The 26,432-nt window shown below is 74.5% G+C and carries 28 protein-coding genes, 1 pseudogene and 1 riboswitch; of the genes and pseudogenes, 16 read left to right on the forward strand and 13 right to left on the reverse strand.

Going from position 1 to position 26,432, the window contains the following annotated elements; all coding sequences use genetic code 11:
- The first annotated feature begins 44 nt into the window (after nt 1-44).
- From O7628_RS04985 to O7628_RS05015, 7 genes are all read left to right on the forward strand, one after another.
- Nucleotides 45-1,013, forward strand: a complete 969-nt coding sequence (locus O7628_RS04985; protein WP_278128701.1) for a metal ABC transporter substrate-binding protein — start codon at nt 45-47, stop codon at nt 1,011-1,013.
- Nucleotides 1,010-1,771, forward strand: coding sequence for an ABC transporter ATP-binding protein (locus O7628_RS04990; RefSeq protein ID WP_278128703.1), 762 nt, complete (start codon nt 1,010-1,012; stop codon nt 1,769-1,771). The genes O7628_RS04985 and O7628_RS04990 overlap by 4 nt, the downstream gene beginning before the upstream one ends.
- Nucleotides 1,772-1,773: 2 nt before the next feature.
- On the forward strand, nt 1,774-2,640 hold the full coding sequence (locus O7628_RS04995; RefSeq protein WP_074474600.1) for a metal ABC transporter permease: 867 nt from the start codon (nt 1,774-1,776) through the stop codon (nt 2,638-2,640).
- Nucleotides 2,641-2,683: 43 nt separating this feature from the next.
- A complete protein-coding gene (locus tag O7628_RS05000) occupies nt 2,684-2,983 on the forward strand; it encodes a metalloregulator ArsR/SmtB family transcription factor (RefSeq protein ID WP_043966807.1) in 300 nt (99 codons plus the stop codon).
- A complete protein-coding gene (locus tag O7628_RS05005) occupies nt 2,980-3,375 on the forward strand; it encodes a transcriptional repressor (protein ID WP_074474599.1) in 396 nt (131 codons plus the stop codon). Before O7628_RS05000 ends, O7628_RS05005 begins: the two co-directional genes overlap by 4 nt.
- Before the next feature lie 48 nt (nt 3,376-3,423).
- Nucleotides 3,424-4,029 (forward strand): hypothetical protein, encoded by a 606-nt coding sequence (locus tag O7628_RS05010; protein WP_074474927.1) that lies wholly within the window; start codon nt 3,424-3,426, stop codon nt 4,027-4,029.
- Between the two features lie 520 nt (nt 4,030-4,549).
- Entirely contained in the window at nt 4,550-6,022 is a 1,473-nt protein-coding gene (locus O7628_RS05015; RefSeq protein WP_278128707.1) for a cellulose binding domain-containing protein, read from the forward strand.
- A gap of 11 nt (nt 6,023-6,033) precedes the next feature.
- On the opposite strand, the gene O7628_RS32650 is transcribed toward O7628_RS05015, so the two are convergent.
- Complete coding sequence (locus tag O7628_RS32650) at nt 6,034-7,281, reverse strand: cellulose binding domain-containing protein (protein WP_347405148.1); 1,248 nt, start codon at nt 7,279-7,281, stop codon at nt 6,034-6,036.
- A 91-nt stretch (nt 7,282-7,372) separates the two neighbouring features.
- Here O7628_RS32650 and O7628_RS05030 point away from each other — a divergent pair, with 91 nt between their 5' ends.
- Nucleotides 7,373-7,540 (forward strand): hypothetical protein, encoded by a 168-nt coding sequence (locus O7628_RS05030; RefSeq protein ID WP_278128709.1) that lies wholly within the window; start codon nt 7,373-7,375, stop codon nt 7,538-7,540.
- 94 nt (nt 7,541-7,634) lie between these two features.
- On the opposite strand, the gene O7628_RS05035 is transcribed toward O7628_RS05030, so the two are convergent.
- The 7 genes from O7628_RS05035 to O7628_RS05065 all read right to left on the reverse strand — a co-directional run bounded on the left by O7628_RS05035 (nt 7,635) and on the right by O7628_RS05065 (nt 14,653).
- Nucleotides 7,635-9,548, reverse strand: coding sequence for an acyl-CoA dehydrogenase family protein (locus O7628_RS05035; RefSeq protein ID WP_278136217.1), 1,914 nt, complete (start codon nt 9,546-9,548; stop codon nt 7,635-7,637).
- A gap of 274 nt (nt 9,549-9,822) precedes the next feature.
- Nucleotides 9,823-10,326 carry a DUF6328 family protein gene (locus O7628_RS05040; protein ID WP_074474597.1) on the reverse strand — a complete coding sequence of 168 codons (504 nt, stop codon included), beginning with the start codon at nt 10,324-10,326 and terminating at the stop codon, nt 9,823-9,825.
- 143 nt (nt 10,327-10,469) lie between these two features.
- Nucleotides 10,470-11,219: an SIS domain-containing protein gene (locus O7628_RS05045; protein WP_278128712.1), complete on the reverse strand. Its 750-nt coding sequence runs from the start codon at nt 11,217-11,219 to the stop codon at nt 10,470-10,472.
- Nucleotides 11,216-12,088, reverse strand: coding sequence for an AAC(3) family N-acetyltransferase (locus O7628_RS05050; protein ID WP_278128713.1), 873 nt, complete (start codon nt 12,086-12,088; stop codon nt 11,216-11,218). The genes O7628_RS05045 and O7628_RS05050 overlap by 4 nt, the downstream gene beginning before the upstream one ends.
- Nucleotides 12,085-12,915, reverse strand: a complete 831-nt coding sequence (locus tag O7628_RS05055) for an alpha/beta fold hydrolase (RefSeq protein ID WP_278128714.1) — start codon at nt 12,913-12,915, stop codon at nt 12,085-12,087. The genes O7628_RS05050 and O7628_RS05055 overlap by 4 nt, the downstream gene beginning before the upstream one ends.
- A gap of 29 nt (nt 12,916-12,944) precedes the next feature.
- Nucleotides 12,945-13,715 carry a TIGR03943 family protein gene (locus tag O7628_RS05060; protein ID WP_278128716.1) on the reverse strand — a complete coding sequence of 257 codons (771 nt, stop codon included), beginning with the start codon at nt 13,713-13,715 and terminating at the stop codon, nt 12,945-12,947.
- Nucleotides 13,712-14,653, reverse strand: a complete 942-nt coding sequence (locus O7628_RS05065) for a permease (RefSeq protein WP_278136218.1) — start codon at nt 14,651-14,653, stop codon at nt 13,712-13,714. The genes O7628_RS05060 and O7628_RS05065 overlap by 4 nt, the downstream gene beginning before the upstream one ends.
- 323 nt (nt 14,654-14,976) lie before the next feature.
- A riboswitch (TPP riboswitch) is annotated at nt 14,977-15,082 on the forward strand.
- Nucleotides 15,083-15,151: 69 nt separating this feature from the next.
- Here O7628_RS05065 and O7628_RS05070 point away from each other — a divergent pair.
- From O7628_RS05070 to gndA, 4 genes are all read left to right on the forward strand, one after another.
- On the forward strand, nt 15,152-15,742 hold the full coding sequence (locus tag O7628_RS05070) for an ECF transporter S component (protein WP_278128718.1): 591 nt from the start codon (nt 15,152-15,154) through the stop codon (nt 15,740-15,742).
- A gap of 37 nt (nt 15,743-15,779) precedes the next feature.
- Nucleotides 15,780-17,216 carry an ABC transporter ATP-binding protein gene (locus tag O7628_RS05075; protein WP_278128720.1) on the forward strand — a complete coding sequence of 479 codons (1,437 nt, stop codon included), beginning with the start codon at nt 15,780-15,782 and terminating at the stop codon, nt 17,214-17,216.
- Nucleotides 17,217-17,247: 31 nt separating this feature from the next.
- The gene (locus O7628_RS05080) at nt 17,248-18,048 is read left to right on the forward strand and encodes an energy-coupling factor transporter transmembrane component T (protein WP_278128722.1); all 801 of its coding nucleotides are present in this window, start codon (nt 17,248-17,250) and stop codon (nt 18,046-18,048) included.
- A 133-nt stretch (nt 18,049-18,181) separates the two neighbouring features.
- On the forward strand, nt 18,182-19,627 hold the full coding sequence (gene gndA / locus O7628_RS05085; RefSeq protein WP_178066088.1) for an NADP-dependent phosphogluconate dehydrogenase: 1,446 nt from the start codon (nt 18,182-18,184) through the stop codon (nt 19,625-19,627).
- Between the two features lie 105 nt (nt 19,628-19,732).
- Here gndA and O7628_RS05090 read toward each other — a convergent pair whose 3' ends face one another.
- Both O7628_RS05090 and recO read right to left on the reverse strand, forming a co-directional pair.
- A complete protein-coding gene (locus O7628_RS05090; RefSeq protein WP_141723764.1) occupies nt 19,733-20,536 on the reverse strand; it encodes an isoprenyl transferase in 804 nt (267 codons plus the stop codon).
- 8 nt (nt 20,537-20,544) lie between these two features.
- The gene (recO, locus tag O7628_RS05095) at nt 20,545-21,357 is read right to left on the reverse strand and encodes a DNA repair protein RecO (protein ID WP_278128724.1); all 813 of its coding nucleotides are present in this window, start codon (nt 21,355-21,357) and stop codon (nt 20,545-20,547) included.
- A gap of 101 nt (nt 21,358-21,458) precedes the next feature.
- Here recO and O7628_RS05100 point away from each other — a divergent pair, with 101 nt between their 5' ends.
- Nucleotides 21,459-22,268, forward strand: coding sequence for a DUF4097 family beta strand repeat-containing protein (locus tag O7628_RS05100; RefSeq protein ID WP_278128726.1), 810 nt, complete (start codon nt 21,459-21,461; stop codon nt 22,266-22,268).
- Here the strand turns inward: O7628_RS05100 and O7628_RS05105 are convergent.
- A complete protein-coding gene (locus O7628_RS05105) occupies nt 22,255-23,409 on the reverse strand; it encodes an acyltransferase (RefSeq protein WP_278128728.1) in 1,155 nt (384 codons plus the stop codon). The two genes, O7628_RS05100 and O7628_RS05105, sit on opposite strands and share 14 nt — an antisense overlap.
- A gap of 229 nt (nt 23,410-23,638) precedes the next feature.
- On the opposite strand from O7628_RS05105, the gene O7628_RS05110 reads away from it, so the two are divergent.
- Nucleotides 23,639-24,553: an IS5 family transposase gene (locus tag O7628_RS05110; RefSeq protein WP_278128730.1), complete on the forward strand. Its 915-nt coding sequence runs from the start codon at nt 23,639-23,641 to the stop codon at nt 24,551-24,553.
- Here the strand turns inward: O7628_RS05110 and O7628_RS05115 are convergent.
- Nucleotides 24,550-24,708: a hypothetical protein gene (locus tag O7628_RS05115; RefSeq protein ID WP_278128732.1), complete on the reverse strand. Its 159-nt coding sequence runs from the start codon at nt 24,706-24,708 to the stop codon at nt 24,550-24,552. The two genes, O7628_RS05110 and O7628_RS05115, sit on opposite strands and share 4 nt — an antisense overlap.
- A gap of 11 nt (nt 24,709-24,719) precedes the next feature.
- Between O7628_RS05115 and O7628_RS05120 the strand changes: the two are divergent.
- Both O7628_RS05120 and O7628_RS05125 read left to right on the forward strand, forming a co-directional pair.
- Nucleotides 24,720-24,908, forward strand: a pseudogene (locus O7628_RS05120) (Scr1 family TA system antitoxin-like transcriptional regulator); the annotation flags it as partial.
- Between the two features lie 153 nt (nt 24,909-25,061).
- Complete coding sequence (locus O7628_RS05125; RefSeq protein ID WP_278136219.1) at nt 25,062-25,247, forward strand: DUF397 domain-containing protein; 186 nt, start codon at nt 25,062-25,064, stop codon at nt 25,245-25,247.
- Between the two features lie 261 nt (nt 25,248-25,508).
- Here the strand turns inward: O7628_RS05125 and era are convergent, their stop codons facing one another.
- Nucleotides 25,509-26,429: a GTPase Era gene (gene era, locus O7628_RS05130; RefSeq protein WP_278136220.1), complete on the reverse strand. Its 921-nt coding sequence runs from the start codon at nt 26,427-26,429 to the stop codon at nt 25,509-25,511.
- Nucleotides 26,430-26,432: the final 3 nt, after the last annotated feature.

The following is a 26,432-nucleotide window of genomic DNA, read 5'->3' on the forward strand; positions in this document are numbered from 1 at the left end:
TGCGTTTTTGACAATCAATTTCGTTATCGCGGAGAGTTGGGGGCATGATGCTCCGCCGCCCCACCGTACGTGTCCTGGCCGCCGCGACCGCCCTGGTCGCGCTCGGTGCCGCCACCGCCTGCGCCGACGACGGCACGGCCGGCGTCGACCCGCAGCGGGTCGACGTGGCCGCCGCCTTCTACCCGCTCCAGTTCGTCGCCGAGCGGGTCGGCGGCGACGCGGTCCGGGTGACGAACCTGACCAAGCCCGGCGCCGAGCCGCACGACCTGGAGCTCACCCCGAGCCAGGTCGGCGAGGTCAACCGGGCCGAGCTGATCGTCTACCTCAAGGGCTTCCAGCCCGCCGTGGACGAGGCGATCGCGCAGAGCGGCGGCGACCGGGCCTTCGACGTGGCCGGGGTGCAGCCGCTGCTGGCCGCGAGCGCCGGCGGCCACGACCACGGGGGCGAGGGCGCGGGCCAGCAGGAGCACGCCGACGAGGAGGGCAGCGGCGGCAAGGACCCGCACCTGTGGCTCGACCCGACCCGGCTCGCCGGCGTCGCCGACCAGCTCGCCGAGCGGCTCGGCAGGGCCGACCCGGAGCGCGCCGCCGACTACACCGCGCGGGCGAAGACCCTGCGCGCCGAGCTGGAGAAGCTGGACGCCGACTTCGCCGCCGGGCTGAAGACCTGCCAGCGGCGGGAGATCGTGGTCAGCCACACCGCGTTCGGCTACCTCGCCGAGCGCTACCGGCTCGAACAGGTCGGCATCACCGGGCTCACCCCGGAGACCGAGCCCTCCCCGCAGCGCCTCGCCGAGGTGGCCGGGGAGGCCCGCGAGCACGGCGCGACCACGATCTTCTTCGAGACCCTGGTCAGCCCGAAGGTCGCCGAGACCATCGCCCGCGAGGTCGGCGCGCAGACCGCGGTGCTCGACCCGCTGGAGGGGCTGTCGGCCGACGGCGGCGGGCAGGACTACCTTTCGGTGATGCGTACCAACCTGCAGACCCTGAGGACGGCGTTGAGCTGCTCGTGACCGAACCTGTCATCACCGTCGCGCACGGGGTGGTCGGCTACGACGGCCGCCCCGTGCTGCGGGACGTCTCCCTCGCCGTCGACGCCGGCGAGGTCGTCGCCGTCCTCGGCGCCAACGGCTCCGGCAAGTCCACCCTGATCCGCGCGGTGCTCGGGCTGGTCCCGCTGCACGCCGGGTCCGTCTCGCTGTTCGGCACCCCGCTGCGCCGGTTCCGGCAGTGGAAACGCATCGGGTACGTCCCGCAGCGGCTCGGCGCGGGCGGCGGGGTCCCCGCCACGGTCCGCGAGGTGGTCGCCTCCGGCCGGCTGGCCCGCCGGGGCGTGCTGCGCCCACCGGGGCGGGCCGACCGGGCGGCGGTCGCCGCCGCGCTGGCGTCGGTGGGCCTGGCCGACCGGGCCGGCGACCCGGTGGCCACCCTCTCCGGCGGCCAGCAGCAGCGCACCCTGATCGCCCGGGCGCTGGCCGGCGAGCCGGAGCTGCTGGTCCTCGACGAGCCGACCGCCGGGGTCGACGCGGCCAGCCAGGAGGCGTTCGCGGGGGCGCTGCGCGGCTTCCTCGACGGCGGCGGGACGGTGCTGCTGGTCGCCCACGAGCTCGGTCCGCTGCGCCCGCTGATCAGCCGCGCCGTGGTGGTGCACCAGGGCGGGATCGCGCACGACGGGGCGGTCCCCGAACCGGCCGGGCACCACGCCGACCCCGACCACGACCACGTGCACCCGCACGCACCCGACGAGCCCGCAGGGCTGTGGAGCAGTTGAGCATGGAGCTTTTCCAGTACCCGTACATGCAGCGGGCCCTGATCGGCGCGCTGGTCATCGGCCTGGCCGCCCCGGCGCTCGGCATCTACCTGGTGCAGCGCCGGCTGGCGCTGATCGGCGACGGGGTGGGGCACGTGGCGCTGACCGGGGTCGGCGCGGGGCTGCTGCTCAACCGCTCCCCCGTGCTGGTGGCGGTGGTCGTGGCGACGCTCGGTGCGGTCGCCATCGAGCTGGTCCGGGCCCGGGGCCGCACCTCCGGCGACCTCGCGCTGGCGCTGCTGTTCTACGGCGGCATCGCCGGCGGGGTGATGCTGGTGGGGCTCTCCGACGCCACCAGCGCCAACCTCAACGCGTACCTGTTCGGGTCGCTGACCACCATCTCGCCGCAGGACCTGACCACCATCGTGGTGCTCGGCGCCGCGATCCTGGTCACCATGCTGGCGCTGCGCCCGGCGCTGTTCGCGGTCTGCCACGACGAGGAGTACGCCCGGGTCGCCGGCCTGCCGGTGCGGGCGCTGAACCTGCTGCTGGCGGTCGGCACCGCGGTCACCGTGACGATCGCCATGCGGGCCGTGGGGGTGCTGCTGATCAGCGCGCTGATGGTGGTCCCGGTGGCCACCGCCCAGCAGGTCACCCGGGGGTTCCGGGCCACGATGACGGCGGCGATGGCGCTCGGGCTGTTCGCCGCCGGCTCCGGCGTCTGGGTCGCCGCCAACGCCGACACCGCGCCGGGGGCTTCCGTGGTGCTGCTGGCGATCGCCTCCTTCCTCGTCGTCGCGGTCGCCGCGGCGGCCTGGCGGGCGCTGCGCCGCCGGCGCGCGGAGTCCTGCGCGCCGGCACCGGAGCCCCACGAGGTGGTGCTTCGTTGATCCTGCGCCCCGGCGTGTCGGCGGTATTGGTTACCGTTGTCCAGTGACCAGCGGATCAGGGTACGAGGCATACGAGGGCGCCGGTGAGCTGCTGCGCGCGCTCTCGGCCCCCATCCGACTGGCGATCGTGAGCGAGCTGGCGCAGGGTGAACGGTGCGTGCACGAGCTGGTGGAGAAGCTCGGGGCCGCCCAGCCGCTGGTCTCCCAGCACCTGCGGGTGCTGCGCGGGGCCGGCGTGGTCCGGGGCTCCCGGCGTGGCCGCGAGATCGCGTACGCGTTGGTCGACGAGCACGTCGCGCACATCGTGGCCGACGCGGTCAGTCACGCCGGGGAGGCATCATGAGCGAGGGCACCGCCGTCCGGAACACCCGGCAACGCTCCGCGGTGAGCGCGCTGCTGGGCGAGGTGGAGGGCTTCCACAGCGCGCAGGACCTGCACGCCATGCTCCGCGAACGCGGCGAGCGGGTGGGGCTGACCACCGTCTACCGCACCCTCCAGGGGCTCGCCGACGCGGGGGAGATCGACGTGATGCGCCCGCCGGGCGGCGAGCACCTCTACCGGCGGTGCAGCGAGGGCCACCACCACCACCTCGTGTGCCGGGTCTGCGGGCGCACGGTCGAGGTCGCGGGGCCGACGGTGGAGACCTGGGCGGAGCGGGTGGCCGCGCAGCACGGGTACGCCGACGTCAGCCACACCCTGGAGATCTTCGGCACCTGCCCGGCCTGCACCGGCTGACAATTCCGACCCGTGCCGAGCCGGGGCGGCCGTGGCACGCTGTGCGGCGTGAAAATCTACGCCGATCGCTTCCCGACCGCCGCCCGTCAGTTGCTCACCGACCTGCTCGTCCTCGCCTGGGTGTACGCCGCGATCCGCTTCGCCGGCTGGGTGCACGACCTGGTGCAGAAGCTCGCCGTGCCGGGGCAGAAGCTGGAGGGGGCCGGCGGCGGCCTGGCCGACAACCTGGCCGAGGCCGGCGGCAAGGTCGGCCGGCTGCCGCTGGTGGGCGACGAGCTGACCGCCCCGTTCACGAAGGCCGCCGACGCGGCGCGGGCCGTCGCCGAGGCGGGCCGCGACCAGCAGGACCTCGTCGGCCAGCTCGCGCTGGCGCTCAGCATCGCGGTGCTGGTCTTCCCGCTCGGCCTGGTGCTGTTCGGCTGGCTGCCGCTGCGGCTGCGCTGGATGCGCCGCGCCGCCTCGGCGAAGGCGCTGGCCGTAGCCCCCGCCGGGCGGGACCTGCTGGCCCTGCGGGCGCTGGCCGGGCAGCCGCTGGGCAAGCTGGCCCGGATCGCCCCGGACGTGGCCGAGGCGTGGCGGCGCGGCGACGACGCCACCGTCGACGCGCTCGCGGCGCTGGAGCTGCGCCGACTCGGCCTGCGCACGGGCCGCTGACCGGCCCGCCCTGCCTCCCCGCCCTGCCGGCCTGCCTGGCCTGCCGGGCCTGCCGGGTGGACCGGCGGGGCCTCGGGCCTCCGCGCCGACGCCCCGGCGGCACGTGACACCGCGTGACCCGCCGCCCCGACGCCGCCACCCTCTCCGCTCCCTTTGCTCTGCACCCACATGCGCAGCAGTCACGCAGCGCGACCACACGCCGCCCCCTCGACGGGGCCGCGATCTCGCACCCCGGCTGCTCAAGCCGGGTCTTGCGTGGATGGGTGCAGAGCAAAGGGAGCGAGGAGACGTGTCGGGCACGGCAAGGCCGTGACGCAGGGCCAGATCGATCAGCACCGAGAAAGCAGCGGCAACTTGTTGCGGAGGGTGACCACCACGCGGGCCAGCCCGCAAGCGCCGCCGCGACCGTCGCGTCCGCCGCGGTTGTGCGCCCCAGCGGAAGAGGATTAGATAGACATCGATGCGTGCGCCTTGGGATGCCTGCCCCACGCCGGTGCCGGGTGCCGGGAGGGAGCGACCCATGTCCGTGTCTCGCAGGCGGTCGATCGTCGCGGCCGGCGTCATCGGCGTGGTGGCGATGCTCGCCGCCACGCTCCTCGGGCTGCCGCCGGCACGGGCGGCGACCGGCGACGGCTCACCCACGGACCCGAACATCGTGTTCGTCGGCCGCTGGGACAGGAGCAACAGCACCGCGTACGTGCCGAACTGGGCCGGGGCCTACCTGAAGACCGGGTTCACCGGCACCACGGTCAAGCTGCGGCAACGCCGCACCATCGACCTCTACTACAGCATCGACGGGGCCGACTTCACCTACCTGACCAACGTCAGCGGCACCGTCAACCTGACCCCGACCCAGCTGCGCGCCGGCAACCACACGCTGTTGGTGTCGTACCGGGTGGTGGGCGGCTCGTACACCGGGGACGCGGTGTTCCAGGGGCTGACCCTCGACTCCGGCGCGACCACCCTGCCGACCCCGGTGCGGCCCCGGCTGATCGAGTTCGTCGGCGACTCCATCACGCTCGGCACCACGTCGTCGCGGGTGGCGCTGACCGCGTACGGCTGGCTGACCGGCGAGCAGCTCGGCACCGAGCACACCCAGCTCGGCTACGGCGGCGGCTGCCTGGTGGCCACCGCCGACGGCTGCGTCAGCGTGGCCGCGCAGTTCCTCAAGACCGGCTACGCGGCCACCAGCCCGAACTGGGACTTCAGCCGCTACCAGGCCGACGCCGTCGTGATCAACCTGGGCACCAACGACCGCGGCCACGGGGTGAGCGGGGCGGACTTCCAGAGCCAGTACGCCACGTTCATCCGTACCGTGCGGGGCAAGTACCCGCGCGCGGCGATCTTCGCCCTGCGCACCTTCAGCGGCCGGTACGCCGCGGAGACGGCCGCCGCCGTCGCGGCGGTGACCGGCGGCGGGGACCGCAACGTGTTCTACGTGGACACCACCGGGTGGCTGCCGGCCGACGGGCTGAGCGACTCGGTGCACCCGAACGACGCCGGGCACCGGGCGATCGCGGCCCGGCTCGCCCCGGTCGTCGCCGCGAAGCTGGGCGGCACCCCGACGCCCGGCACCACCACCCCGCCGGCCACGACCCCACCCGCCACCACCCCGCCCGCCACGACGCCGCCCGCCACGACCCCGCCGGCCACCACCCCGCCCGCCGGCACGACGGGCTGCTCCGTCGGGTACGCGGTCACCGGCCAGTGGCAGGGCGGCTTCCAGGGCGAGGTGACCGTCCGCAACACCGGAGCCGCGCCGGTCGACGGCTGGACGGTGCAGTGGACGTTCGCCGACGGCCAGCGGATCAGCCAGGCGTGGAACGCCAGCTACACGCAGAGCGGCGGCGCCGTGCGGGCGACCAACGCGAGCTGGAACGGCACGATCGCGGCCGGCGCGACGGTGAGCTTCGGCTTCCTGGCCGACGCCCCCGGCGCGAACAACCGGCCGACCGCCTTCACCCTCAACGGCGCCGCCTGCGCGCTCTCCTGACCCGTCACCCGTCAACGCAGGTAGGCCGCCAGGCCGATCTGCTGGTCGCGCAACGCGGTGGCGACCACGCCGGCGATCTGCCGGGCCCCCGCCGCCTCGAAGTGCGTGTGGTCGTTGCAGAAGAACGCGCCCACCGCGCCCGAGCCGTAGTCGCCGTTGTTCGGGCACAGCCCGAGCCGGTTGTAGAGCGTGTAGCTCAGCCGGTGCAGGTCGATGACCGGCACGTTGTTGGCCGCGCCCGCGTCGAACGTCTCGGTGAGAAAGCCGCGGTTGCCGACGGCGGTGCCGCCCGAGCAGGTGATCGCGGCGGCCGGCGTGAGGAAGACCGGGCGCGCGCCGCGCTGCTTGGCCGCGTTGGCCATCACGCCGAGCAGCTGCTTGTACCGCGCGGAGCCGACGTGCCGGTTGCAGTTGGGGTCGCCGTCGTTGATGCCGAACTGGATGAACAGGTAGTCGCCGGCCTTCATCCCGGTGCCGGAGTTCAGCATGGCCTGCCAGCGGGTCGAGTACGTCTCCGGGCTGACCACGCACTCCCCGGCCGAGTTCTTCGTGGTGGTGACGTTCGGGTCGTACAGCCAGGTCTGGATGCTGCGCCCGCCGACCGCGCTGTTCACCACGGTCGCGTTGGCGTTGAGGTACTGGCCGAACTGGTTGCCCCAGCCGACCGGGCAGGCCCCGCTTGAGGACGGGTTGGCGACCGTGGAGTCGCCGGCCAGCCAGACGGTGACGGGGGCCTGCGTCGAGGGCGTCGGGGTCGGCGTGCGGGACGGGGTGGCCGACGGGGTCGACGGCGGCGCGCACGGCGTGGCGGTCGGCGCGCCGGTGCACGGGGCCCCGTTGAGCGAGAACGCCGTCGGCACCGGGTTGGCCGTGGTCCATGCGCCGTTGAAGCCGAAGCCGACGCTGGCGTTGGTGGCGATCGCGCCGTTGTAGCCGGCGTCCCTGGCGCTGACCGCCGCCCCGCTCTGGGTGACGGTGGCGTTCCACGCCTGGGTGACCCGCTGCCCGGTGGCGAAGGACCAGGTGAGCGTCCAGCCGGAGACCGGGTCGCCGAGGTTGGTGACGGTGACGTCCGCGCCGAAGCCGCCCTGCCACTCGCTGGTGACCTTGTAGTCGACCCGGCAGCCCGTGGCCGCCGCCGTGGCGGCCCCGGCCGCGACGGCCACCCCGCCCGCCAGGACCGCCAGCGCGATCGCGACCACCCCGGCGGCACGCCGATACGCCGCGCCCCACTTATTGATTGATGAGATTCGATTCATACGCGCATGCTACCCGGCCGTGCCCGCCGCCCGGCCCAGCTCGGCGGCCGACCGTCGGCCGGCCGCCGAGCCGCTCGTCTAGGGTGGAGCGGTGCTCTACTTCCTGATCGTCGTCGCCGTGCTGCTGCTGGCGTACGCCGCCGTGCTGGTGAGCTTCGTCAAGCGGGGCCGCAAGATCCCGCCGCAGGCGTACCTGGTGCTGGCGCTGCTCAACGGGCTCATCCTGGCGGCCGTGCTGGCCTGGGCGGTCGCCCGCTGACACCCCCGCCCGGCGCGGCGGTCCACCCCGCGCGGCCCGGTGGTTAACAGGGGCCCCCTGCTATGCAGAGAGCGTTAACAGGGGGCCCTTCCTTTCACCTGATGCGGCGGCGGACGTCGTCGGCGGTGGACGGGCCCGGCGTCCAGCGGGCCACCCAGGGCAGGTCGGCCGGCGGCGTGATCACCCCGTCCTCCAGGGCGGCGTACCGGCCGGCGAGGATCCGCCGCGCCGCCACCACGTCGACCGAGTCGGTGTTGGCCCACAGGCCGGTGAACAGGGCGTCGACCCGCAGCCGGGCCTGGCGGCAGAACAGGTCGGCCAGCTCGACGTTCTCCGGGCGGGTGTCCTTCTCCGCGTACGCCCGGACGCAGACCGCGCTCATCGCGAACAGCTCCGCCCCGATGTCCACCACCCGGCCGAGGAACGCCTGCTTGCGCTCCATCTTCCCCTGCCAGCGGGACATCGCGTAGAACGTCGACCGGGCCAGCTTGCGGCTGTACCGCTCGACCTGCCGCAGGTGCCCGGCGAGCGGACCGAACTCCGCGTACGCCGTCGGGGCCTGGCCCCGGCCGACGGCGAGGGTCGGCAGCCACCGCGCGTAGAACGCGCCCGCCCGCGCGCCCGCCTTCGCCTTGCGGCCGAGCCCGGCGTCCGGGTCGATGATGTCGCCGGCCACGGAGAGGTGGGCGTCGACGGCCTCCCGGGCGATCAGCAGGTGCATGATCTCGGTGGAGCCCTCGAAGATCCGGTTGATCCGCAGGTCCCGCAGCAACTGCTCGACCGCCGCCGGGCGCTCGCCCCGGGCGGCCAGGGAGTCTGCGGTCTCGTAGCCGCGCCCGCCCCGGATCTGGATCAGCTCGTCGCCGATCTTCCAGGCCATCTCGCTGGCGTACAGCTTGACCAGCGCCGCCTCGATCCGGATGTCGTTGCGGTCGTCGTCGGCGAGCAGGCAGCACAGGTCGAGCATGGTCTCCATGCCGTACGTGGTGGCGGCGACGAAGGCGAGCTTCTGGGCGACCGCCTCGTGCTCGCCCACCGGCCGGCCCCACTGGACGCGGTCGGCGGCCCACTCCCGGGCCACGTTCAGCGACCACTTGCCCGCGCCGACGCACATCGCCGGCAGCGAGAGCCGCCCCGTGTTGAGGGTGGTCAGGGCGATCTTGAGGCCCTTGCCCTCGCCGCCGATGACGTTCTCTGCCGGCACGAACACGTCGTGGAACCGGGTGAGGCTGTTCTCCAGGCCGCGCAGGCCGGTGAACTCGTTGCGCCGCTCCACGGTGATGCCCTCGGCGTCGCCGTCGACGACGAACGCGGTGATCCCGCCGCGCCGCCCCTGCGCCGCCGGCACCCGGGCCATCACCACCAGCAGCGTGGCCACGGTGCCGTTGGTGGCCCAGAGCTTCACCCCGTTGAGCCGGTAGCCGGCACCGTCCGCGGTCGGCTCGGCGGTCGTCGCCAGCCGCGCCGGGTCGGAACCGACGTCCGGCTCGGTGAGCAGGAACGCCGACACCTCGCCGGCGGCGAGCCGGGGCAGGAAGCGCTGCTTCTGCTCGGCGGTGCCGAACATCTTCAGCGGCTGCGGCACGCCGATCGACTGGTGCGCCGACAGCAGCGCGCCGATCGCGGGGCTGACCGAGCCGGCCAGCATCAGCGCCCGGCAGTAGTGCAGGTTGCTCAGCCCGAGCCCGCCGTACTTCCGGTCGATCTTCATGCCGAACGCGCCGAGCCGGGCCAGGCCCCGGAACACCTCGTCGGGGATGCGGGCGTCCCGCTCGATCGCCGCGCCGTCGACCTCGGCGGCCAGGTACGCCCGCAGCCGCCCCAGGAACTCCTCGGCGCGGGCGTCCTCGGCCGGATTGGTCTGCGGCCACGGGTGGATCAGGTCGAGCCGGAACCGCCCGAGGAACAGTTCCCTGCCGAAGCTGGGCCGGTCCCAGGCGGATTCGCGGGCCGCCTCGGCGACCTGCCGGGCCTCCTTCTCGGACACCTGCCCGGCCTCCGCCGGCAGCGGGCCGGTGCCGCCCGGGGCCGGCGGCGGGCCGGCGTCGTCCGCCCCCGCGCTCCCCTGCGCCGGCGGCGGGCCGGCGTCCGGGGTGGCCCGCTCGGCCGGGTCGGGCGCGGGTCGACTGTTCTGCGTCGTGGTCACGGCGGCCTCCTCGAACCTCGGTCCGGATGCGTCAACGTGCTCGACAGAGCAACGCTACCCCCGGTTGTTACCCAGGGGTAGCGTCGCGTGCACTTCGGATTTCCGACCGCGTCGCCGCTGGTCGGAGCGGGCGCGGTCAGTCGCCCGTCAGCGTCTGCGGGTCGTCATCGTCGTCGTCGATGTCGTCCTCGCCCCAGTTGCGGCGGGCGAACGGCAGGAGGACCCAGAAGGTCAGGAACCACACGGCGGTGACCGCGGTGAGCACGAACGCGATGCCCCGGTCCAACACGAAGTCGGTGATCAGCAGGACCGCGCTGACCATCGAGACGAGCATGAACCCGAGCCCACCGCTGGCCATCCGGTGCGCGAAGCGGACCAGCTCCGGCTTGCGACCCTGCCGGAACAGCGCCCGGTGGAAGGCCACCGGCGAGATGATCATCGCGGTGGCGGCGGCGGCCGACAGCAGCGCGACGATGTAGACGTCCTTCTGGAAGTCGCTGGTCCGGGTGAAACCGTTGCTGAACGGCAGCGTCAGCAGGAAGGCGAAGAGGATCTGCACGCCGGTCTGCGCGACCCGCAGCTCCTGGAGCAGGTCGGCGAAGTTGCGCTGCCAGCGCTGCCGCTCGGTTTCCTTGGACACGCGTTACCTCCGGGGCGACGATAGTGCCGACGGGTGCGGCCCGCCGGCAGCATCGCCATTGCCCGATCGGCCCGACGGCGAAACCCGTTCACACCCGGGCCCACGCGCGACGGCGGGGCGCGGTCGGGCCCGATCGGAAGCGGTCACGCCCCCCGGCGGATCCGGCCCGCGTACCGGGCCTCCAGGGCGTCGTTGTGCGCGTCGCCGCCGGCGATGTTGGCCGACAGGTAGACCGGGGGCGGCTCCCCCGCCGCGAGCATCCGGGCCACCACCTCGACGGTGATCTGCTGCGCGAGCAGGGCCGCCGTGATCGAGGAGACCGCGCCGACCGCGCCGCCGCCGGGCAGCGGCAGGGTCGCGTCGCCGTACGGCGCGCCGTTGTCCAGCACCACGTCGGCGAAGTCGGCCAGCTTGCGCCCCGACGGGTGCCGGGACGCCATCCGCGCCGAGTGCTGCGCCGACGTGATGGCGACCAGCCGGTGCCCCCGCCCGGTCACCAGCGCCGCGAACTCCACGATCGCCCCGTTGACCCCGGAGTTGGAGGCCACCACGAACACGTCGGACGGGTGGACCGGGGCCAGCTCGTAGAGGCGGTGGGCCACCGTCGGGTCCCGCTCCAGCCGCGGGCCCAGGACGTCGGCCGACGCCCCGCCGCGCAGCACCACGTCGCGCAGCGCGATCCGGTTGGTCGGCACCAGGCCGCCGGCCCGGCCGGCGATCTCCATGGCGAGGGCCTCGGAGTGGCCCGTGCCGAACGCGTGGACCACCCCGTCGGCGCGCAGCGCGTCGGCGATCAGGTCGGCCGCCCGGCCCACCGCCTCCCGTTGGCTGGCCGACACCCGGCCGATCGTCTCCGTCACCACCGCCAGGTAGTCCTCGGCGCTGACCGTCATGCGTCCTCCGTCCCCCGGCTGCCGTCCGCCGTCCCGCCGGTAGCGTCGGTCCTTGTCCGGCCGCCGGCCGCCGTTGCCCGGTGGCGGGCCAGCCAGTCCACCGCGAAGTCGACCGCCGCCCGCTGGCGCATCAGCCGCCCCGTCCCGTCGCCGACCGGGCCGACCCGCACCGCGCCGGTCGCCTCCAAGTCGGCCCCGAGCCGGGGGAAGTCGCTCTCGTCGAGCACGATGTCGTCCCACCCCGCCCAGCGCCGGCCGCCGTCCGGGGTGCGCACCGCCGCGCCCTCCCGCCGGGTCGGCGGGGCGGGCTGCCGGTATTCGGCCAGGTGCAGCGACGTGTTCGAGTCGTGGCCGACGCCGAGCAGCAGCACGTCGGCGTCGGCGGCGTAGAGCCGGCCCAGCGGGGAGTCCTCGCCGAGCATCCCGGCCAGCGGGTGCCCGGCCACGATCCGCCCGGCGGCGGGCCCGAGGGCGGCGAAGGAGACCTGCGGGTGGTCGCTGCGCCGGGCACCCGGCCAGCCGCGGACGGTCTCGGCCAGCGCCCCCATGAACCGGCTCGGGGTGACCGCCGGGTCGAAGCCGGGCGTCTCGGCCCGGATCACCGGCCACCACTGCGCCGGCACCGGCGGGTTGGTCCATTCGGCCGGGTCGCTGTTCTCCGGCGTGTGGGTGGGCACCACGACCGTGCCCCGCTCGCCGAGCGCGTCGCGCAGGGCGAGGACCACCGCCTGCGCGCCGCCGCAGACGAACCCGAGCGCCTTCAGCCCGGCGTGCACGAGGACCACCGCGCCGGGGCGTACCCCCAGGTCGGTGAGCTGCGCGGCGAGCGAGGCGCGGGTGTGCGGCCGGGCGGCCGGCCTCGGCGTCATCGGGCCGTGGCCGCGCGGGCCAGGATCGCCTCGGCCAGCGGGCCGGGTGCGGCGTCGGGGATCCAGTGCGACACCCCGGCCAGCGTGACCATGCGGTAGTCGCCGGTGACGTGGGCGGCACAGGCCCCGGCGGCGGCCCGGCCGACCGCCGAGTCGCGGTCGCTCCACACGTAGGTGGTCGGCACCGGCACCGGCCCGACCGCCGCCAGGTCCCTCCCGGACATCGCGCGGTACCAGTTCAGCGCGGCGGTCAGCGCGCCCGGTGCGCGCATCGGGTCGGCGTACCGGGCGACCCGGGCGGCGTCGCCGACGTCGCCGAGCAGCCGGCGCAGGGCGGCGGCCCGGAACGCCAGCAGCACCCGCTCGGCCGTGCCGGGCCTGCGGAACAACGCCATGTACGACGAGCGGGCCTTCTGCCGGGCGTCGGTGGCCAGCGCGTGCGCCATCGCGGCGGGGTGCGGGACCGACACGGCGGTGAGGGTGCGCACCCGGTCGGGGTGGGCGGCGGCCAGCCCCCAGGCGACGATCGCGCCCCAGTCGTGCCCGACCACGTGGGCCGCGTCGACGCCCAGCGCGTCGAGCACCGCCGCCGCGTCGGCGACCGGCTCCGGGATGCGGTACGCCTCGACCTCCGCCGGCCGGGCGTCGGGCGAGTAGCCGCGCTGGTCGAGCGCGTACGTGCGCAGCCCAGCGGCGTGCAGCGCCGGCGTGACCTCGTCCCACTCGCCGCTGTGCTGGGGGAAACCATGCAGCAGCAGCACCGGCTCGCCGTCGGCCGGCCCGCCCGTGTGCACCTCGAACGTCAGCCCTCGCGCATCGATCCGCATGATCGGCAGCCTACCCAGGGCGGGGTGGGTCATTCGTACGGGTTCCGCGGGGCGGGCACCTCCCGCCAGGACTCCACCGCGAGGTAGGGGATCTCGGCGTCGTTGACCGGGTCCCGCCCGACCCGGTCGCTGTAGCGGCCGGTGACCTCGACCCAGGTGTCGGGCGGCAGCCCCTGGGGCACGTCGCCGGTCATCCCCAGCTTGACGGGGCGGCCGTCGGCGGCGCAGCAGGAGAGCACCATGCGGGCCAGGATCGGCTGACCGTCGGGGCCGGGCGCGACGAACCCGGTGAGCCGGACCCGCCGCTCGCCGATCGACGCGCCCCGCTCGAACAGGGCGCGGGAGGCGTAGTCGAGGACGGTGACCGGGGCCGGGTCGCCCGGCGGCAGCGGCGGGTAGTCCGACTGCTGCTGGCCGGCGAGCGCGGTGCCGGCCTGGCCCACCGCGTACGAGCCGAGGGCCGGCGGGGCGACGAGCAGCAGCCCGAGCACCGGCAGCAGGAGCAGCCAGCCGACGCGCGGCCCGTGGTGGCCGTGCCCGTGCCCGTCGTCGTCGGCCGGGTGCCCGCCGGGCCCGGCCCCGGGCCCGTCGTCGTCGGCCCCGTGGGCGTCGCCGCGCGGGGCGGGGCGCAGGTCGTACCACAGGGTCATGACCGCGGCGACGACCAGCACGAGCCCGGCGGCGATCAGGAACGGCCGCAGCCCCTCCTTGACGTAGCGCAGGTAGAGGTCGGTGACGCTGGCCCGGACCACCGCGCCGCCGAGCAGCAGCAGGACGACGGCCTGCGCCTGCCGGTTCACAGCAGCACCGCCCCGGCGAGGCTGGCCACGCCGACGGCGACCGCGAACGTCGCCGGGGCGAACCGGACCGCGAACCGGCGGCCGAAGACGCCGGCCTGCATCGAGATCAGCTTGAGGTCGACCATCGGCCCGACCACCAGGAAGACGAGCCGGGAGGTGAGGGAGAACTGCGACAGCGACGCCGCGACGAAGGCGTCGGCCTCCGAGCAGATGGACAGCAGCACGGCGAGCACGGCCAGGGCGAGCACCGACAGCACCGGCTTGTCGGCCAGGGTCTGCAGCCAGCGCTCCGGCACCAGCACGTTGATGCTGGCGGCGGCCATCGCGCCGACGACCAGGAAGCCCCCGGCGTGCACGACGTCGTGGCGCACGGCCGCCCAGAAGGCCGCGCCCCGCGACGCGCCGTCGAGCTCGGGCCGGCGCGGCAGCCGGATCCAGTCGGCGCGGCCGAGCCGCAGCCAGAGCCACCCCATGACCATGGCGACGACCAGGCTGGCGACCGCCCGGCCGAGCACCATCTCCGGAGCGCCGGGGAAGGCGACGGCGGTGGCGGCGAGCACGACCGGGTTGACCGCCGGGGCGGCGAGCAGGAACGCCAGGGCCGCCGCCGGGGTCACGCCGCGCCGGATCAGCGACCCGGCGATCGGCACCGAGCCGCACTCGCAGCCGGGCAGCACCACGCCTGCGGCGCTGGCCACCGGCACCGCGAGGGCCGGGTGCCGGGGCAGCGCCCGGGCCCAGAACGAGCGCGGCACGAAGACCGCGATCACCGCCGAGAGCAGCACCCCGAAGACGAGGAAGGGCACGGCCTGCACCAGCACCGAGACGAAGACCGTCGTCCAGGTCTGCAACCGGGGCGCGGACAGCGCGGCGGCGAGCTGCGCGCGGAACACGATCAGGAGAACCAGCAGCGCGGCCAGCACCTCGACCGAGCCGATCCGGCCGCCGACCGACCGTCGCGGCCCGCCCGACGCCGCCTCCCCCTGGGGTACGTCCGGCCGGTCCCCGCCGCCCGGCCCCGTCGCCGGGGCCCGCCCGTCGGGGCCGGCGGGCGGCGCGGAGCTGTCGGTCGTCGACGCCACGGTCTGCTCCCTGGAGGCGGGTGAGGTCCGGCGGCGCGACACTATCGCGCCCGGCGGGCCGGGTCGACGGACGACGCCGGGACGGCGGTGACCGGGTTCCGCCGATCCTCCCTCGTGAGCTGCGGAAAGATCACTTTGCCCGGTGATCTTCCCGGGTGTTAGCGTCGGGAAGACAACTTCACATCCGACAGGGGAGCGCACAGCGCTGAGAGTGCGGGCACCGCCCGCAGACCCTCGAACCTGATCTGGGTAATGCCAGCGCAGGGAGTTCGGTCGACCTCCAGCCGCGTCGACGTCCGGTGCACCGGGCGCGGCGTGCGTCTTCTCCTGGTTCGTCAAGGACTGGGAGCCACCATGAACCACACCGACAGCAACCGCTGGCGCACGATCGACATCGTGGTCGCCTCGGTGATCGCCGTCGCCTTCGGCGTCATCTTCTGGGCCTGGGGGCTGGTCTGGAGCGCCACCGAGGGGGCGTTCGCGTTCTTCCCGCCCGCGCAGACCCTGCTCTACGGCGTCTGGCTGATGCCGGCCGTGCTCGGCGGCCTGGTGATCCGCAAGCCGGGCGCGGCCCTGTACTGCGAGACCGTCGCCGCCGTCCTGTCCGCCCTGCTGGGCAGCCAGTGGGCCGGCACGGTGATCCCGCAGGGCATGGTCCAGGGCCTCGGCGCGGAGCTGGCGTTCGCCGCGTTCCGCTACCGCTCGTTCCGGCTGCCGACCGCGCTGCTCGCCGGGGCGCTCACCGGCGTCGGCGCCGCCCTGTTCGACTTCCTCGTGTGGAACGCCGAGTACGACCTGACCGGCTACCGCCTCCCGTACGCCCTGCTCACCGTGGTCAGCGCCACGGTCATCGCGGGCGCGGGCGCGTGGGCCCTCCTGCGCGCCCTGCTCACCACGGGCGTCCTGGACCGCTTCCCCGCCGCCCGCACCCGCACCCCGATCTAGCGCGATCGGTCCACATGCCGACCGGGGAGGGGGACGGGTGACGGCGCGGGTGGTGGTGCGGGGGTTCGGGTGGCGGCACGCCGGGCGGCGGGCCTGGGCGGTGCGCGGGGTCGACCTGAGCGTCGGGGCCGGCGAGCGGGTGCTGCTGCTGGGGCCCTCCGGGGCCGGCAAGAGCACGCTGCTGGCCGCCCTGGCCGGGCTGCTCTCCGCCGACTCGGGCGAGCAGGAGGGCGTCGTCGAGGTCGACGGCGTCGACCCCCGCGCCGACCGGGACCGGGTCGGCATCGTCTTCCAGGACCCGGAGAGCCAGCTCGTGATGGCCCGCTGCGGCGACGACGTCGCGTTCGGGCTGGAGAACCGCGGCGTGCCCGCCGGTGAGATCTGGCCCCGGGTGGACGAGGCGCTGCGCCGGGTCGGTTTCCCCTACCACCGGGACCGCCCGACCGCCGCCCTCTCCGGCGGCGAACAGCAGCGGCTCGCGCTGGCCGGGGCGCTCGCCCTGCGGCCGGGGCTGCTGCTGCTCGACGAGCCGACCGCCAACCTCGACCCGGCCGGGGCGGCGCTGGTCCGCCGGGCCGTGGCCGACGCCGTCACCGCCGACACCGCGCTGGTCCTGGTCGAGCACCGGGTCGCCGAGGCGCTGCCGCTGGTCGACCGGGTGGTGGTGCTGGAGCCGGGCGGCGGCTTGCGCGCCGACGGGCCGCCGGAGGCCGTCTTCGCCGCCCACGGCGACGCGCTCGCCGCCGAGGGGGTCTGGGTGCCCGGCCGGACGGTGCCGCCCCGGCGGGCCGCCGCCGCCCCCGGCGCGGCGCTGCTCACCGCCGACGGGGCCGCCCTGCCGCCCCGCCTCGCCCCGACCGACCTGGCGGTACGCGCCGGCGAGGCGCTCGCCGTCCTCGGCCCGAACGGGGCGGGCAAGTCCACCCTGGCGCTGCTGCTGGGCGGCCTGCTGCGCCCCGGGGCCGGGCGGGTGGCGGCGACCCGGGAGCTGGCCGGGCGGGACGCCGCCACCGCGCCGCACCGCTGGCGGGCGCCCGCCCTGGCCCGCCGGATCGGGTCGGTCTTCCAGGACCCGGAGCACCAGTTCGTCACCGGCACGGTCTACGACGAGCTGGCCCTCGGGCCGCGCCGCACCGGCCACGGCGAGGCCGCCGTCCGGGCCACCGTGGACGGGCTGCTGGACCGGCTGCGCCTGGCGCGGTTGGCGCGCGCGAACCCGTACACCCTCTCGGGTGGGGAGGCGCGGCGGCTGAGCGTGGCGACGGCCCTGGCCACCGCGCCCCGCCTGCTGGTCTGCGACGAGCCCACCTTCGGCCAGGACCGGCGCACCTGGCTGGAGCTGGTGGACCTGTTCGCCGAGCTGCGCGACGAGGGGCACGGCGTCGTCGCCGTCACCCACGACGCGGACTTCGTGGCGGCCCTGGCCGACCGGCGGCTCACCCTCACCCGAGACCCGGCGGCGGTGGCGGCGTGACCGGCACCGGCCGCCGACGGGCGGTGGTCGCGTGATCAGCATCGAGCCGGTCGCCGCACCCGGGGCCCCGCTGGCCCGGCGCAACCCCGTGGCGAAGGTCGCCGCCGCGCTGGTCTTCTCGTTCACCCTGCTCGCCACCCTCGACCCGGTGGCGCCGGCCGTCGCCATCGGCGTGGAGCTGGCCGTGCTGCCGCTGTTCGGCATCCGCTACGGGGTGCTCGCCCGGCGGGCCGCGCCGCTGCTGCTCAGCGCCGCCGGCATCGTGGTGACCCTGGTCCTGTTCGCCGCCGAGCGCACCGGCCGGACGCTGGTCGAGGCGGGGCCGGTGGCGGTCACCAGCGGGGTGCTGCTGACCGCGCTCGGGCTGGCCCTGCGCATGCTCGCGGTGGCGCTGCCCGGGGTGATGGTCTTCGCCACCACCGACCCGACCGACCTGGCCGACGCGCTGGTGCAGAACGCGAGGGCCCCGGCCCGCTTCGCGATCGGGGCGCTGGCGGCGTTCCGGCTGGTGCCGCTGCTCGGCCAGGAGTGGCAGATGATCAGCATGGCCCGGCGGGCGCGCGGGGTGGACGCCGGCCGCAACCCGGTGGCCCGGCTGCGGCTGTTCGTCTCGACCGCGTTCGCGCTGCTGGTCGGCGCGATCCGGCGGGGCACCCGGCTGGCCGTGGCGATGGACGCCCGGGGCTTCGACGCGGCCACGCCCCGCACGGTCGCCCGGCGGCAGCGGTTCGGCCCCGCCGACGGGCTGCTGGTCGCCGGGGCGGCGGCGCTGGCCGGCGCGGCGCTGGCGGTCAGCGTCGCCCTGGGCACGTTCCGCCCGCTGGTCGGCTGACCCGCAGGTCAGCGCGGCGGCTGCGGCGCGGACGCCACCACACTGTGACACCGCGTCGCCCACCGGTCCCGGTCCGCCCGGCGGCGCGATACCGTCGCAGCACTACAGGCGACGCGAGAGGTGGCGGGTACGGATGACGCAACAGGCGACGGCGCAGATCGGCGTGACGGGGCTGGCGGTGATGGGCCGGAACCTGGCCCGGAACCTGGCCCGGAACGGGTTCACGGTGGCGGTGCACAACCGGTCGCCGGAGCGGACCCGCAGCCTGGTCGCCGAGCACGGTGACGAGGGGACGTTCGTGCCGTCCGAGTCCCTGGCGGACTTCGTCGGCTCGCTGGAACGCCCCCGCGCCGTAATCATCATGGTCAAGGCGGGCGCACCGACCGACGCGGTGATCGACGAGCTGGTGCCGCTGCTCGACGAGGGCGACATCATCGTCGACTGCGGCAACGCCCACTTCGCCGACACGCGACGGCGGGAGGAGGCGCTGCGCGCCAAGGGGCTGCACTTCTCCGGCACCGGCGTGTCCGGCGGCGAGGAGGGCGCGCTGCTCGGGCCCAGCATCATGCCGGGCGGCTCCGCCGAGTCGTACGCGAAGCTCGGCCCGATGTTCGAGAAGATCGCCGCGCAGGTGGACGGCACGTCGTGCTGCCGGCACATCGGCCCCGACGGCGCCGGCCACTTCGTCAAGATGGTCCACAACGGCATCGAGTACGCCGACATGCAGCTCATCGCCGAGGCGTACGACCTGCTGCGGGCGGGGCTGTCGGCGAGCCCGGCGGAGATCGCGGAGATCTTCCGGGAGTGGAACACCGGCGAGCTGGAGTCGTTCCTCATCGAGATCACCGCCGAGGTCCTCGGGCACACCGACGCGGCGACCGGCCGGGCCTTCGTGGACGTGGTGCTCGACCAGGCCGAGCAGAAGGGCACCGGCCGCTGGACGGTGCAGAGCGCGCTCGACCTGGGCATCCCGATCACCGGCATCGCCGAGGCGACGTTCGCCCGGTCGCTGTCCGGGCACGCCGGCCAGCGCGAGGCCGCCCGCCGCGCCTTCGGCGACGCCGGGGAGAAGTGGCAGGTCGAGGACCGCGACACCTTCGTCGAGGACGTGCGGCGCGCGCTGCTGGCCAGCAAGATCGTCGCGTACGCGCAGGGCTTCGACCACATCCGCGCCGGCAGCAGCGAGTACGACTGGGACATCGACCTGGGCGGCACCGCCACGATCTGGCGGGGCGGCTGCATCATCCGGGCCCGCTTCCTGGACCGGATCAAGGAGGCGTACGACGCCGAGCCGGAGCTGCCGTCGCTGCTGGTCGCGCCGTACTTCGCCGAGGCGGTCAGCGCGGGCGTGCCGAGCTGGCGGCGGGTCGTCGTCGACGCGGCGCGGGCCGGGGTGCCGACGCCGGCGTTCTCGTCGTCGCTGGCGTACTTCGACGGGCTGCGCGCCGAGCGGCTACCCGCCGCGCTGTTGCAGGGGCTGCGGGACAACTTCGGCGCGCACACCTACCGCCGGGTGGACCGGGACGGCTCGTTCCACACCCTGTGGGCCACCGAGGGCCGCGCCGAAGTGGAGGCCTGAGCAGCGACGCCACCGCGCCGGTGCCGCCCCAGGGTTCGGGGGCGGCACCGGCGCGGTCGGGTCGGCACAATCGGGTTCGGTCGGCAGGACTCGGGCCGCGGCGGGTCAGGGCTGCGGCGGGGCGACCGGGTTGGGCAGCGCCCCGCCGAACCGGCGGTCCCGCTGGGCGTACAGCTCGCACGCGTACCACAGGTGCCGGCGGTCGAAGTCGGGCCAGAGGGTGTCGAGGAACACCAGCTCCGCGTACGCGGTCTGCCAGAGCAGGAAGTTGGAGATCCGCTCCTCGCCGGACGGGCGGAGGAAGAGGTCCACGTCGGGGACCTCCGGGTGGTAGAGGTACTTCGCCACGGTCTTCTCGGTGACCTTGCCCGGGTCGAGCCGGCCCGCCGCCACGTCGCGGGCGATCGCGGCGGCCGCGTCGGCGATCTCGGCCTGCCCGCCGTAGTTGACGCAGAACTGGAGCGTCAGCGTCGAGTTGCCGCGCGACATCTCCTCGGCGGTCTGCAACTCGGAGATGACGCTCTTCCACAGCCGACCGGCCCGGCCCGACCAGACGACCCGCACGCCCAGGTCGACGAGCTGGTCGCGGCGGCGACGGATGACGTCCCGGTTGAAACCCATCAGGAACCGGACCTCGTCCGGGGAGCGCCGCCAGTTCTCGGTGGAGAACGCGTACGCCGACAGGTAGGGGATGCCCAGCTCGATCGCGCCCTCGACGGTGTCGAAGAGGCTGTGCTCGCCCTGCTCGTGGCCCTTCGTGCGGGGCAGCCCCCGTTCCTTGGCCCACCGGCCGTTGCCGTCCATGACGATCGCGACGTGCTTCGGCAGCGCGTCGCCCGGCAGCGCCGGGGGCCGGGCGCCCGACGGGTGCGGAGTCGGCGGCACCGGCTCGCGCCGGCCGGCCCTCATCGAACGGATCACTCGGTCTTCCCCCTGTCCACGGCGGCGGCACCGCCGGCCGTCGGGCCGCCCCGGTCGACCAGCGGCAGCGAGCGTAGCGCGCGCTCCAGGTGCCACTGCAGGTGCGCCGCGACCAGGCCGCTGCACTCCCGGCGTACGCCGGTCTCGGTGGCGTCGGCGAGCACCCAGTCGCCGGTGGTGAGCGCGGACATCAGGTCGACGGTCGCCGGGGCGGGGTGGGCCGCGCCGGGGGGCCGGCAGTCCGGGCAGACCGCGCCGCCGGCCGGCACGGAGAACGCCCGGTGCCGGCCCGGGGTGCCGCAGACCGCGCAGGCCGTCAGCGCGGGGGCCCAGCCCGCCAGGGCCATCCCCCGCAGCAGGTACGCGTCGAGCACCAGCGTCGTGGCGTGCTCGCCCCGGGCGAGCGACTTGAGCGCGCCGAGGGTGAGCTGGAACAGCCGCAGCGACGGCTCCCGCTCGACCGGGGTGAGCCGCTCGGCGGTCTCGGCGATCGCGCTGGCCGCCGTGTAGCGCGGATAGTCGCCGAGGAACCGCTTGCCGTAGAGGTCGATCCCCTCGACCTGGCTGACGCTGTGCAGCGAGCTGCCGATGTTGCCCTTCGGGTCGCCGGCGAGCTGCACGTCGACGTGGCCGAACGGCTCCAGCCGCGCGCCGAACTTGCTGGTGGTGCGGCGGACCCCCCGGGCCACCGCGCGCAGCCGCCCGTGCCGGCGGGTCAGCAGGGTGATGATCCGGTCGGACTCGCCGAGCTTCTGCACGCGCAGGACCACCGCGTCGTCGCGGTAGAGCTGTCGGCGGTACCCGGCCATCCGATCATTCTCCCCCGACGGGCGGAATCAGGGTCGAATCGGGGTGCCCGGCGGGTGATCCCCGATGCGCGGCGGGCCGGGGCGGCCGTAGCGTGCCGATCATGGCCTCGCACCGGACCGTCCACGCCACGCGCCCCGCCCTCCCCGCCCGCGCCGTCGCCGTCGGGGCGGCCGCCACCCTGGTCCTCCTCGCCGGGTGCGACAACCTGTCGCTGCGCCGGCTGGACTTCGACGACGTCGAGTCGACGCGGATCGCCCGGGTCACCGTGCTGCCGGGCTCGGGCGACGTGACGGTCGTCGGCAGCGGCCCCGCCGGCCAGGTCCGGATCAAGCGGGTGCTGCGCTACCACGGCGACCAGCCCGGGGCCCGGTACGAGATCCGGGGCGACGAGCTGGTGCTCGACTCCGACTGCGGCGACCGCTGCTCGGTCTCCTACGAGGTGACCGCCCCGGAGGGCATCGCCGTAAGCGGCGAGACCGGGTCGGGCAACGTCGTGCTGAGCCGGGTCGGCGTGGTGGACGTGCGGCTCGGCTCCGGGAACCTGGAGATCACCCGGGCGACCGGCCCGGTACGCGCCGAGACCGACTCCGGCAACGTCGAGGTCGACGACGTGCGCGGCCCGGCGACCCTGCGCGCCGGGTCGGGCAACGTCACGGGCAGCCGCCTGGGCGGCCAGGTGGACGCCGAGACCGACTCCGGCGACGTCACCGTCGAACTGTCCGCCCCGGCCTCGGTGCGGGCGCACGCCGGCAGCGGCGACGTGCAGGTCGTCGTGCCCGCCGGCCGGTACCGGGTGCGCTCGGACGTCGGCACCGGCGAGACCGAGCTGGGCATCGTTGACGATCCGGGCGCGTCGCTGCTGCTCGACCTGGCCGCCGACAGCGGCGACGTGGCGGTCACCGCGCGCTGAGCTTGAGCGTGTGCTCCTCGGGGGCGCGGGGCGCGGGCAGCGCTGCCCGGCCGGACCCGGCCGGCGCGGGGCTGACGGGCACGGGGGCGCCGCCGGCCGGCACGGGGCGGCCGGCGGCGGCCCCTCGGGCCGGCACGGGGCGGGTGCCCCCGGGGAACAGCTCCGGGGGCCGGCGGGCGGCGACGTCCTCCACCCAGCCGACCAGCACGGTGACCGCGCCGACCAGCGCGAAGACCAGCACCACCCGGATCGCCAGGCCCACCGGGTCCTGATGGGACCAACCGACCACGTCGACCAGCGGGGTGAGCGCCACCACGAACGGCATGTGCCACAGGTAGACGGTGAGCGCCCGCCGGTTCAGCACCGTCACCGCCCGGCCCGCCACGGCGGAACGGTCCACCCAGGCCGCCGACGCCGGGGCCCGGCCGATCGCCACGAGGATGAACGCCGCCGACCAGAGCGCGTTGCCCAGCGGGATGTCGTTCAGGTCGTACCCGCGCGGGCCGGGGTGGGTGACGATCCACGCCGCCCCGGCGACGCCGAGGGCCAGCGCCGCCGGGACCAGCACCCGATTGGCCGTACGCCGCAGCAGCCCGTCGTGGTGGGCGAAGCCGAGCAGCCACGCGCCGAAGTAGAGGCCGAACTCCCGCAGCACGGTGGGCGCGGCGGGCAACAGTCCGAACTCGATGGCGGCCAGCAGCGCGTACGGGGCGAGCAGGGTGGGCCACGGGGCCCGCCGGAACAGCCACAGCGCGACGGGCGAGGCGAACACGAACCACAGGTAGTCGCGCAGGTACCAGATCACGCTGAGCGCCAGCGCCCCCCAGTAGTTGGCGGGCGGGTCGGCGACCGGGAACGCCCACAGCAGCACCTTCGGCGTCAGCGGCAGCCCGGTGAGCAGCATGGCGGGGACGAAGATCGCGGCCAGTACCCACAGCGAGGGCAGCAGGCGGCGCAGCCGCCGGCGGACCGCCGACGGGCCGGACCGGTCCAGCGACGCCGCCATCAGCGACCCGGCGAGCGCGAACATCACCGACATGGCCGGGAAGACCAGGGTCAGCGTGGCCCAACCGGTCACGTGGTAGACGACGACACGGACGATCGCCAGGGCACGGAGCAGATCCAGGTACCGGTTTCGCATCAGCCGGCTTCCGGTCGGGAGCAAAGGGGGCAATGGCTACCTACCCTCCGGCCCTCCCCCGCGAAACGGCCACCAAACCACCCCGAAAGTGAGAAACCCCATCCTTGTGCCCAGGACCGGGAACTAGGCCGTGTTTCGTAGCGGTCGACGGCGTGGCGGTGGTCGCTAATGGGAGAGGTCTCCGGTAGTTGGTTCAGCGACCAAGCTAGAACTTCACACCGGAGACCTCGTGCCGAGCGTAGCGGCAGCGAGGCGACATGACCTGACCGACGTGCAGTGGGCGGTACTCGAGCCGTTGCTGCCTGCGGGAACGGGTCGTGCTCGGCCGCGCAGATGGACCATGAGAGTGATCATCGACGGGATCCGGTGGCGGGTCCGGACCGGGTCACCGTGGCGGGACGTCCCCTTGCCCTACCCGCCGTGGCAGACCCTGTACCGGTGGTTTCGACGCTGGCAGCGTGATGGCGTCTGGTCTCAGATTCTCACCTCGTTACAGGCCAGCGCGGACGCGGCGGGGTTGATCGGCTGGACGGTGAGCGTGGACTCGACCATCAGCCGCGCCCATCACCACGCCGCTGGGGCCCGCCGCGACGGTCAGGCGCAGAAAGAGCCCCCCGGTGGTGTGCAGACCGAACCGGCAGACCACGGGCTCGGCCGGTCGAGGGGCGGCTGGACCACCAAGACCCATCTGGCCTGCGAACAAGGCCGCAAACTGATGGCCGTGGTGGTGACCGCCGGACAACGCGGCGACAGCCCACAGTTCATCCCCGTGCTGGCCAGGCTCCGCGTCCCCCGCGCCGGTGGCGGCCGGCCCCGGACCCGCCCCGACATGGTGCTGGCAGACAAGGCATACACGTCCAAGGCCAACCGAGCCCACCTGCGATCCCGCGGCATCCGCGCGTGCATCCCGAGCAAGGCCGACCAGGACGCGCACCGCAAGGCCAAAGGCTCCAAAGGCGGACGTCCGCCCGCCTTCGACCCCGACCTCTACCGCCTGCGTCACGCCGTGGAGTGCGGCATCAACCAGCTCAAACAACACCGCGCCATGGCCACCAGGTACGACAAACTCGCCGTGCGCTACGAAGCCACCCTCACCATCGCCGCCATCAACCAATGGCTCCGAGCCCTACGAAACACGGCCTAGGCCCGCTCAGCGGGGTCCGCCTCCCCGGTGGCCGGCAGCGGCGCGCGGACCCAGGACAGGAACCGGTTGGTCAGGTCGCCCGGCGGAGTCAGCTCCGTCAGGTGCGCGGTCGCCTCCTCCAGCAGCGACGCCAGGCGGGCGACCAGGGCAGCCACAAGTTGTCGTGGTGGTTGACGAACATGCGGTCCGTCGCATCAGCGAAGGCGCGGAGAAGATGATGTCGGAGCAGTTGCTTCAGCTCGTAGCCTGCGCCGAGCGTCCCACTACCAGGGTTCATGTCGTTCCTGCGGAGGTGGGGCTCCATGTTGGACTCCCCGGCCCGCTGTCGCTGGCGCACCTGCCCGACGGCCGCTGGCTGGGCCACCTGGAGAACCAGTTGGGCGGCGACGTCGTGGATCGCCCGGATGGCCTGGCTACGCTTTTCGAGCGGGGGGGAGAGCGTCCGCAGCGAGGCACTGTCGCGGCGACAGTCCCTGGACCTGATCAAGAAGGTGGCGAGCCAATGGACCTGACCGGCGCTCGATGGAAGAAGTCCACCCGCAGTGGCACCAGCGGCGGCAACTGCGTCGAGGTCGCCGACAACCTTCCCGGCGTCGTCCTCGTCCGCGACACCAAGGACCGCGATGGCGGCACCCTGACCTTCTCGCCGTCCGCCTGGCGCGGCTTCCTCTCCCTGGCAAAGCGCACCGCCTGAGCCCGTCACAGTCTAGGTGTGCGCGGGAACGGCGGGCGAGATCGTGCTCGATCCCGGAAAGTGTGTCCTCATGCCCGCAGTGAAGCCACACTCTCCCTGATCGAGCACGATCTCAGGGGAGGGCCGAGTCGGGGCCGCCGAGGGCCTCGCCAAACTCCACCCCGCCCCGGTGATCAAGAGGTTTGCGTCATCGTGGAGATCGACTCTGACGCTTTTCTCTTGATCACCGGCACGAAGCGGAGGGGTGCGGCCGGGGCGGGGTCAGAAGCCCAGTTTGCGGAGCTGTTTGGGGTCGCGCTGCCAGTCCTTGGCCACCCGGACGTGCAGGTCCAGGTAGATGCGGGTGCCGAGCAGCTCCTCGATCTGCCGGCGGGCGGTGGTGCCGACCTCCTTGAGCCGGCTCGCCCGGTGGCCGATCACGATGGCCTTCTGGCTGGGCCGCTCGACGTACACGTCGGCGTAGATCTTCATGAGGTTGCCCTCGGGGATCATCTCCTCCACCACCACGGCGATGGAGTGCGGCAGCTCGTCGCGCACCCCCTCCAGCGCCGCCTCCCGGATCAGCTCGGCGACCAGCACCTGCTCCGGGTCGTCGGTGAGCATGTCGTCCGGGTAGAGCTGCGGCGACTCGGGCAGGTAGCCGGTCATCACGTCGACCAGCGTGTCGAGCTGGTGCCCGGAGACGGCGCTGACCGGCACCACGGCCGCGAACTCGCCCAGCTCGCTGACCGCCAGCAACTGCTCGGCCAGCCGCTTCCTGTCGACCAGGTCCGTCTTGGTCACCACCGCCAGCACGGTCGCCTTCAGCTCGGCCAGCTCCCCGGTGATGAACCGGTCGCCCCGGCCGACCGGCTCGTCGGCCGGGATGCACAGGCCGATCACGTCGACCTCGCTCCAGGTGGAGCGGACCAGGTCGTTGAGGCGCTCGCCGAGCAGCGTACGCGGGCGGTGCAGCCCGGGGGTGTCGACCAGGACGAGCTGCGACTCCGGCCGGTGCAGCACGGCACGGATGACGTGCCGGGTGGTCTGCGGCTTGTTCGAGGTGATCGCGATCTTCGTGCCGACGATCGCGTTGGTCAGCGTCGACTTGCCGGCGTTCGGACGGCCCACGAAGCAGGCGAACCCCGCCCGGTACGGGCGCGCCCCGCCGACGCCGGCGTCGCCCGGCCGGCCACTCCGCACGTC

Origin of the sequence: Micromonospora sp. WMMD956 (assembly GCF_029626125.1) — a bacterium.
Lineage (GTDB): Bacteria > Actinomycetota > Actinomycetes > Mycobacteriales > Micromonosporaceae > Micromonospora > Micromonospora carbonacea.

Bases quoted from the DNA above. Each gene is read 5' to 3' on its own strand.
- O7628_RS32650 (WP_347405148.1), bottom strand. From the start codon at position 7,281: ATGAATCGAATCTCATCAATCAATAAGTGGGGCGCGGCGTATCGGCGT.
- recO (WP_278128724.1), bottom strand. From the start codon at position 21,357: ATGGCCGGGTACCGCCGACAGCTCTACCGCGACGACGCGGTGGTCCTG.
- O7628_RS05055 (WP_278128714.1), bottom strand. From the start codon at position 12,915: ATGCGGATCGATGCGCGAGGGCTGACGTTCGAGGTGCACACGGGCGGG.
- O7628_RS05105 (WP_278128728.1), bottom strand. From the start codon at position 23,409: ATGCGAAACCGGTACCTGGATCTGCTCCGTGCCCTGGCGATCGTCCGT.
- O7628_RS05050 (WP_278128713.1), bottom strand. From the start codon at position 12,088: ATGACGCCGAGGCCGGCCGCCCGGCCGCACACCCGCGCCTCGCTCGCC.
- O7628_RS05005 (WP_074474599.1), top strand. From the start codon at position 2,980: ATGAGCGAGGGCACCGCCGTCCGGAACACCCGGCAACGCTCCGCGGTG.
- O7628_RS05090 (WP_141723764.1), bottom strand. From the start codon at position 20,536: ATGAGGGCCGGCCGGCGCGAGCCGGTGCCGCCGACTCCGCACCCGTCG.
- gndA (WP_178066088.1), top strand. From the start codon at position 18,182: ATGACGCAACAGGCGACGGCGCAGATCGGCGTGACGGGGCTGGCGGTG.
- O7628_RS04985 (WP_278128701.1), top strand. From the start codon at position 45: ATGATGCTCCGCCGCCCCACCGTACGTGTCCTGGCCGCCGCGACCGCC.
- O7628_RS05015 (WP_278128707.1), top strand. From the start codon at position 4,550: ATGTCCGTGTCTCGCAGGCGGTCGATCGTCGCGGCCGGCGTCATCGGC.
- O7628_RS05045 (WP_278128712.1), bottom strand. From the start codon at position 11,219: ATGACGGTCAGCGCCGAGGACTACCTGGCGGTGGTGACGGAGACGATC.
- O7628_RS05100 (WP_278128726.1), top strand. From the start codon at position 21,459: ATGGCCTCGCACCGGACCGTCCACGCCACGCGCCCCGCCCTCCCCGCC.
- O7628_RS05070 (WP_278128718.1), top strand. From the start codon at position 15,152: ATGAACCACACCGACAGCAACCGCTGGCGCACGATCGACATCGTGGTC.
- O7628_RS04995 (WP_074474600.1), top strand. From the start codon at position 1,774: ATGGAGCTTTTCCAGTACCCGTACATGCAGCGGGCCCTGATCGGCGCG.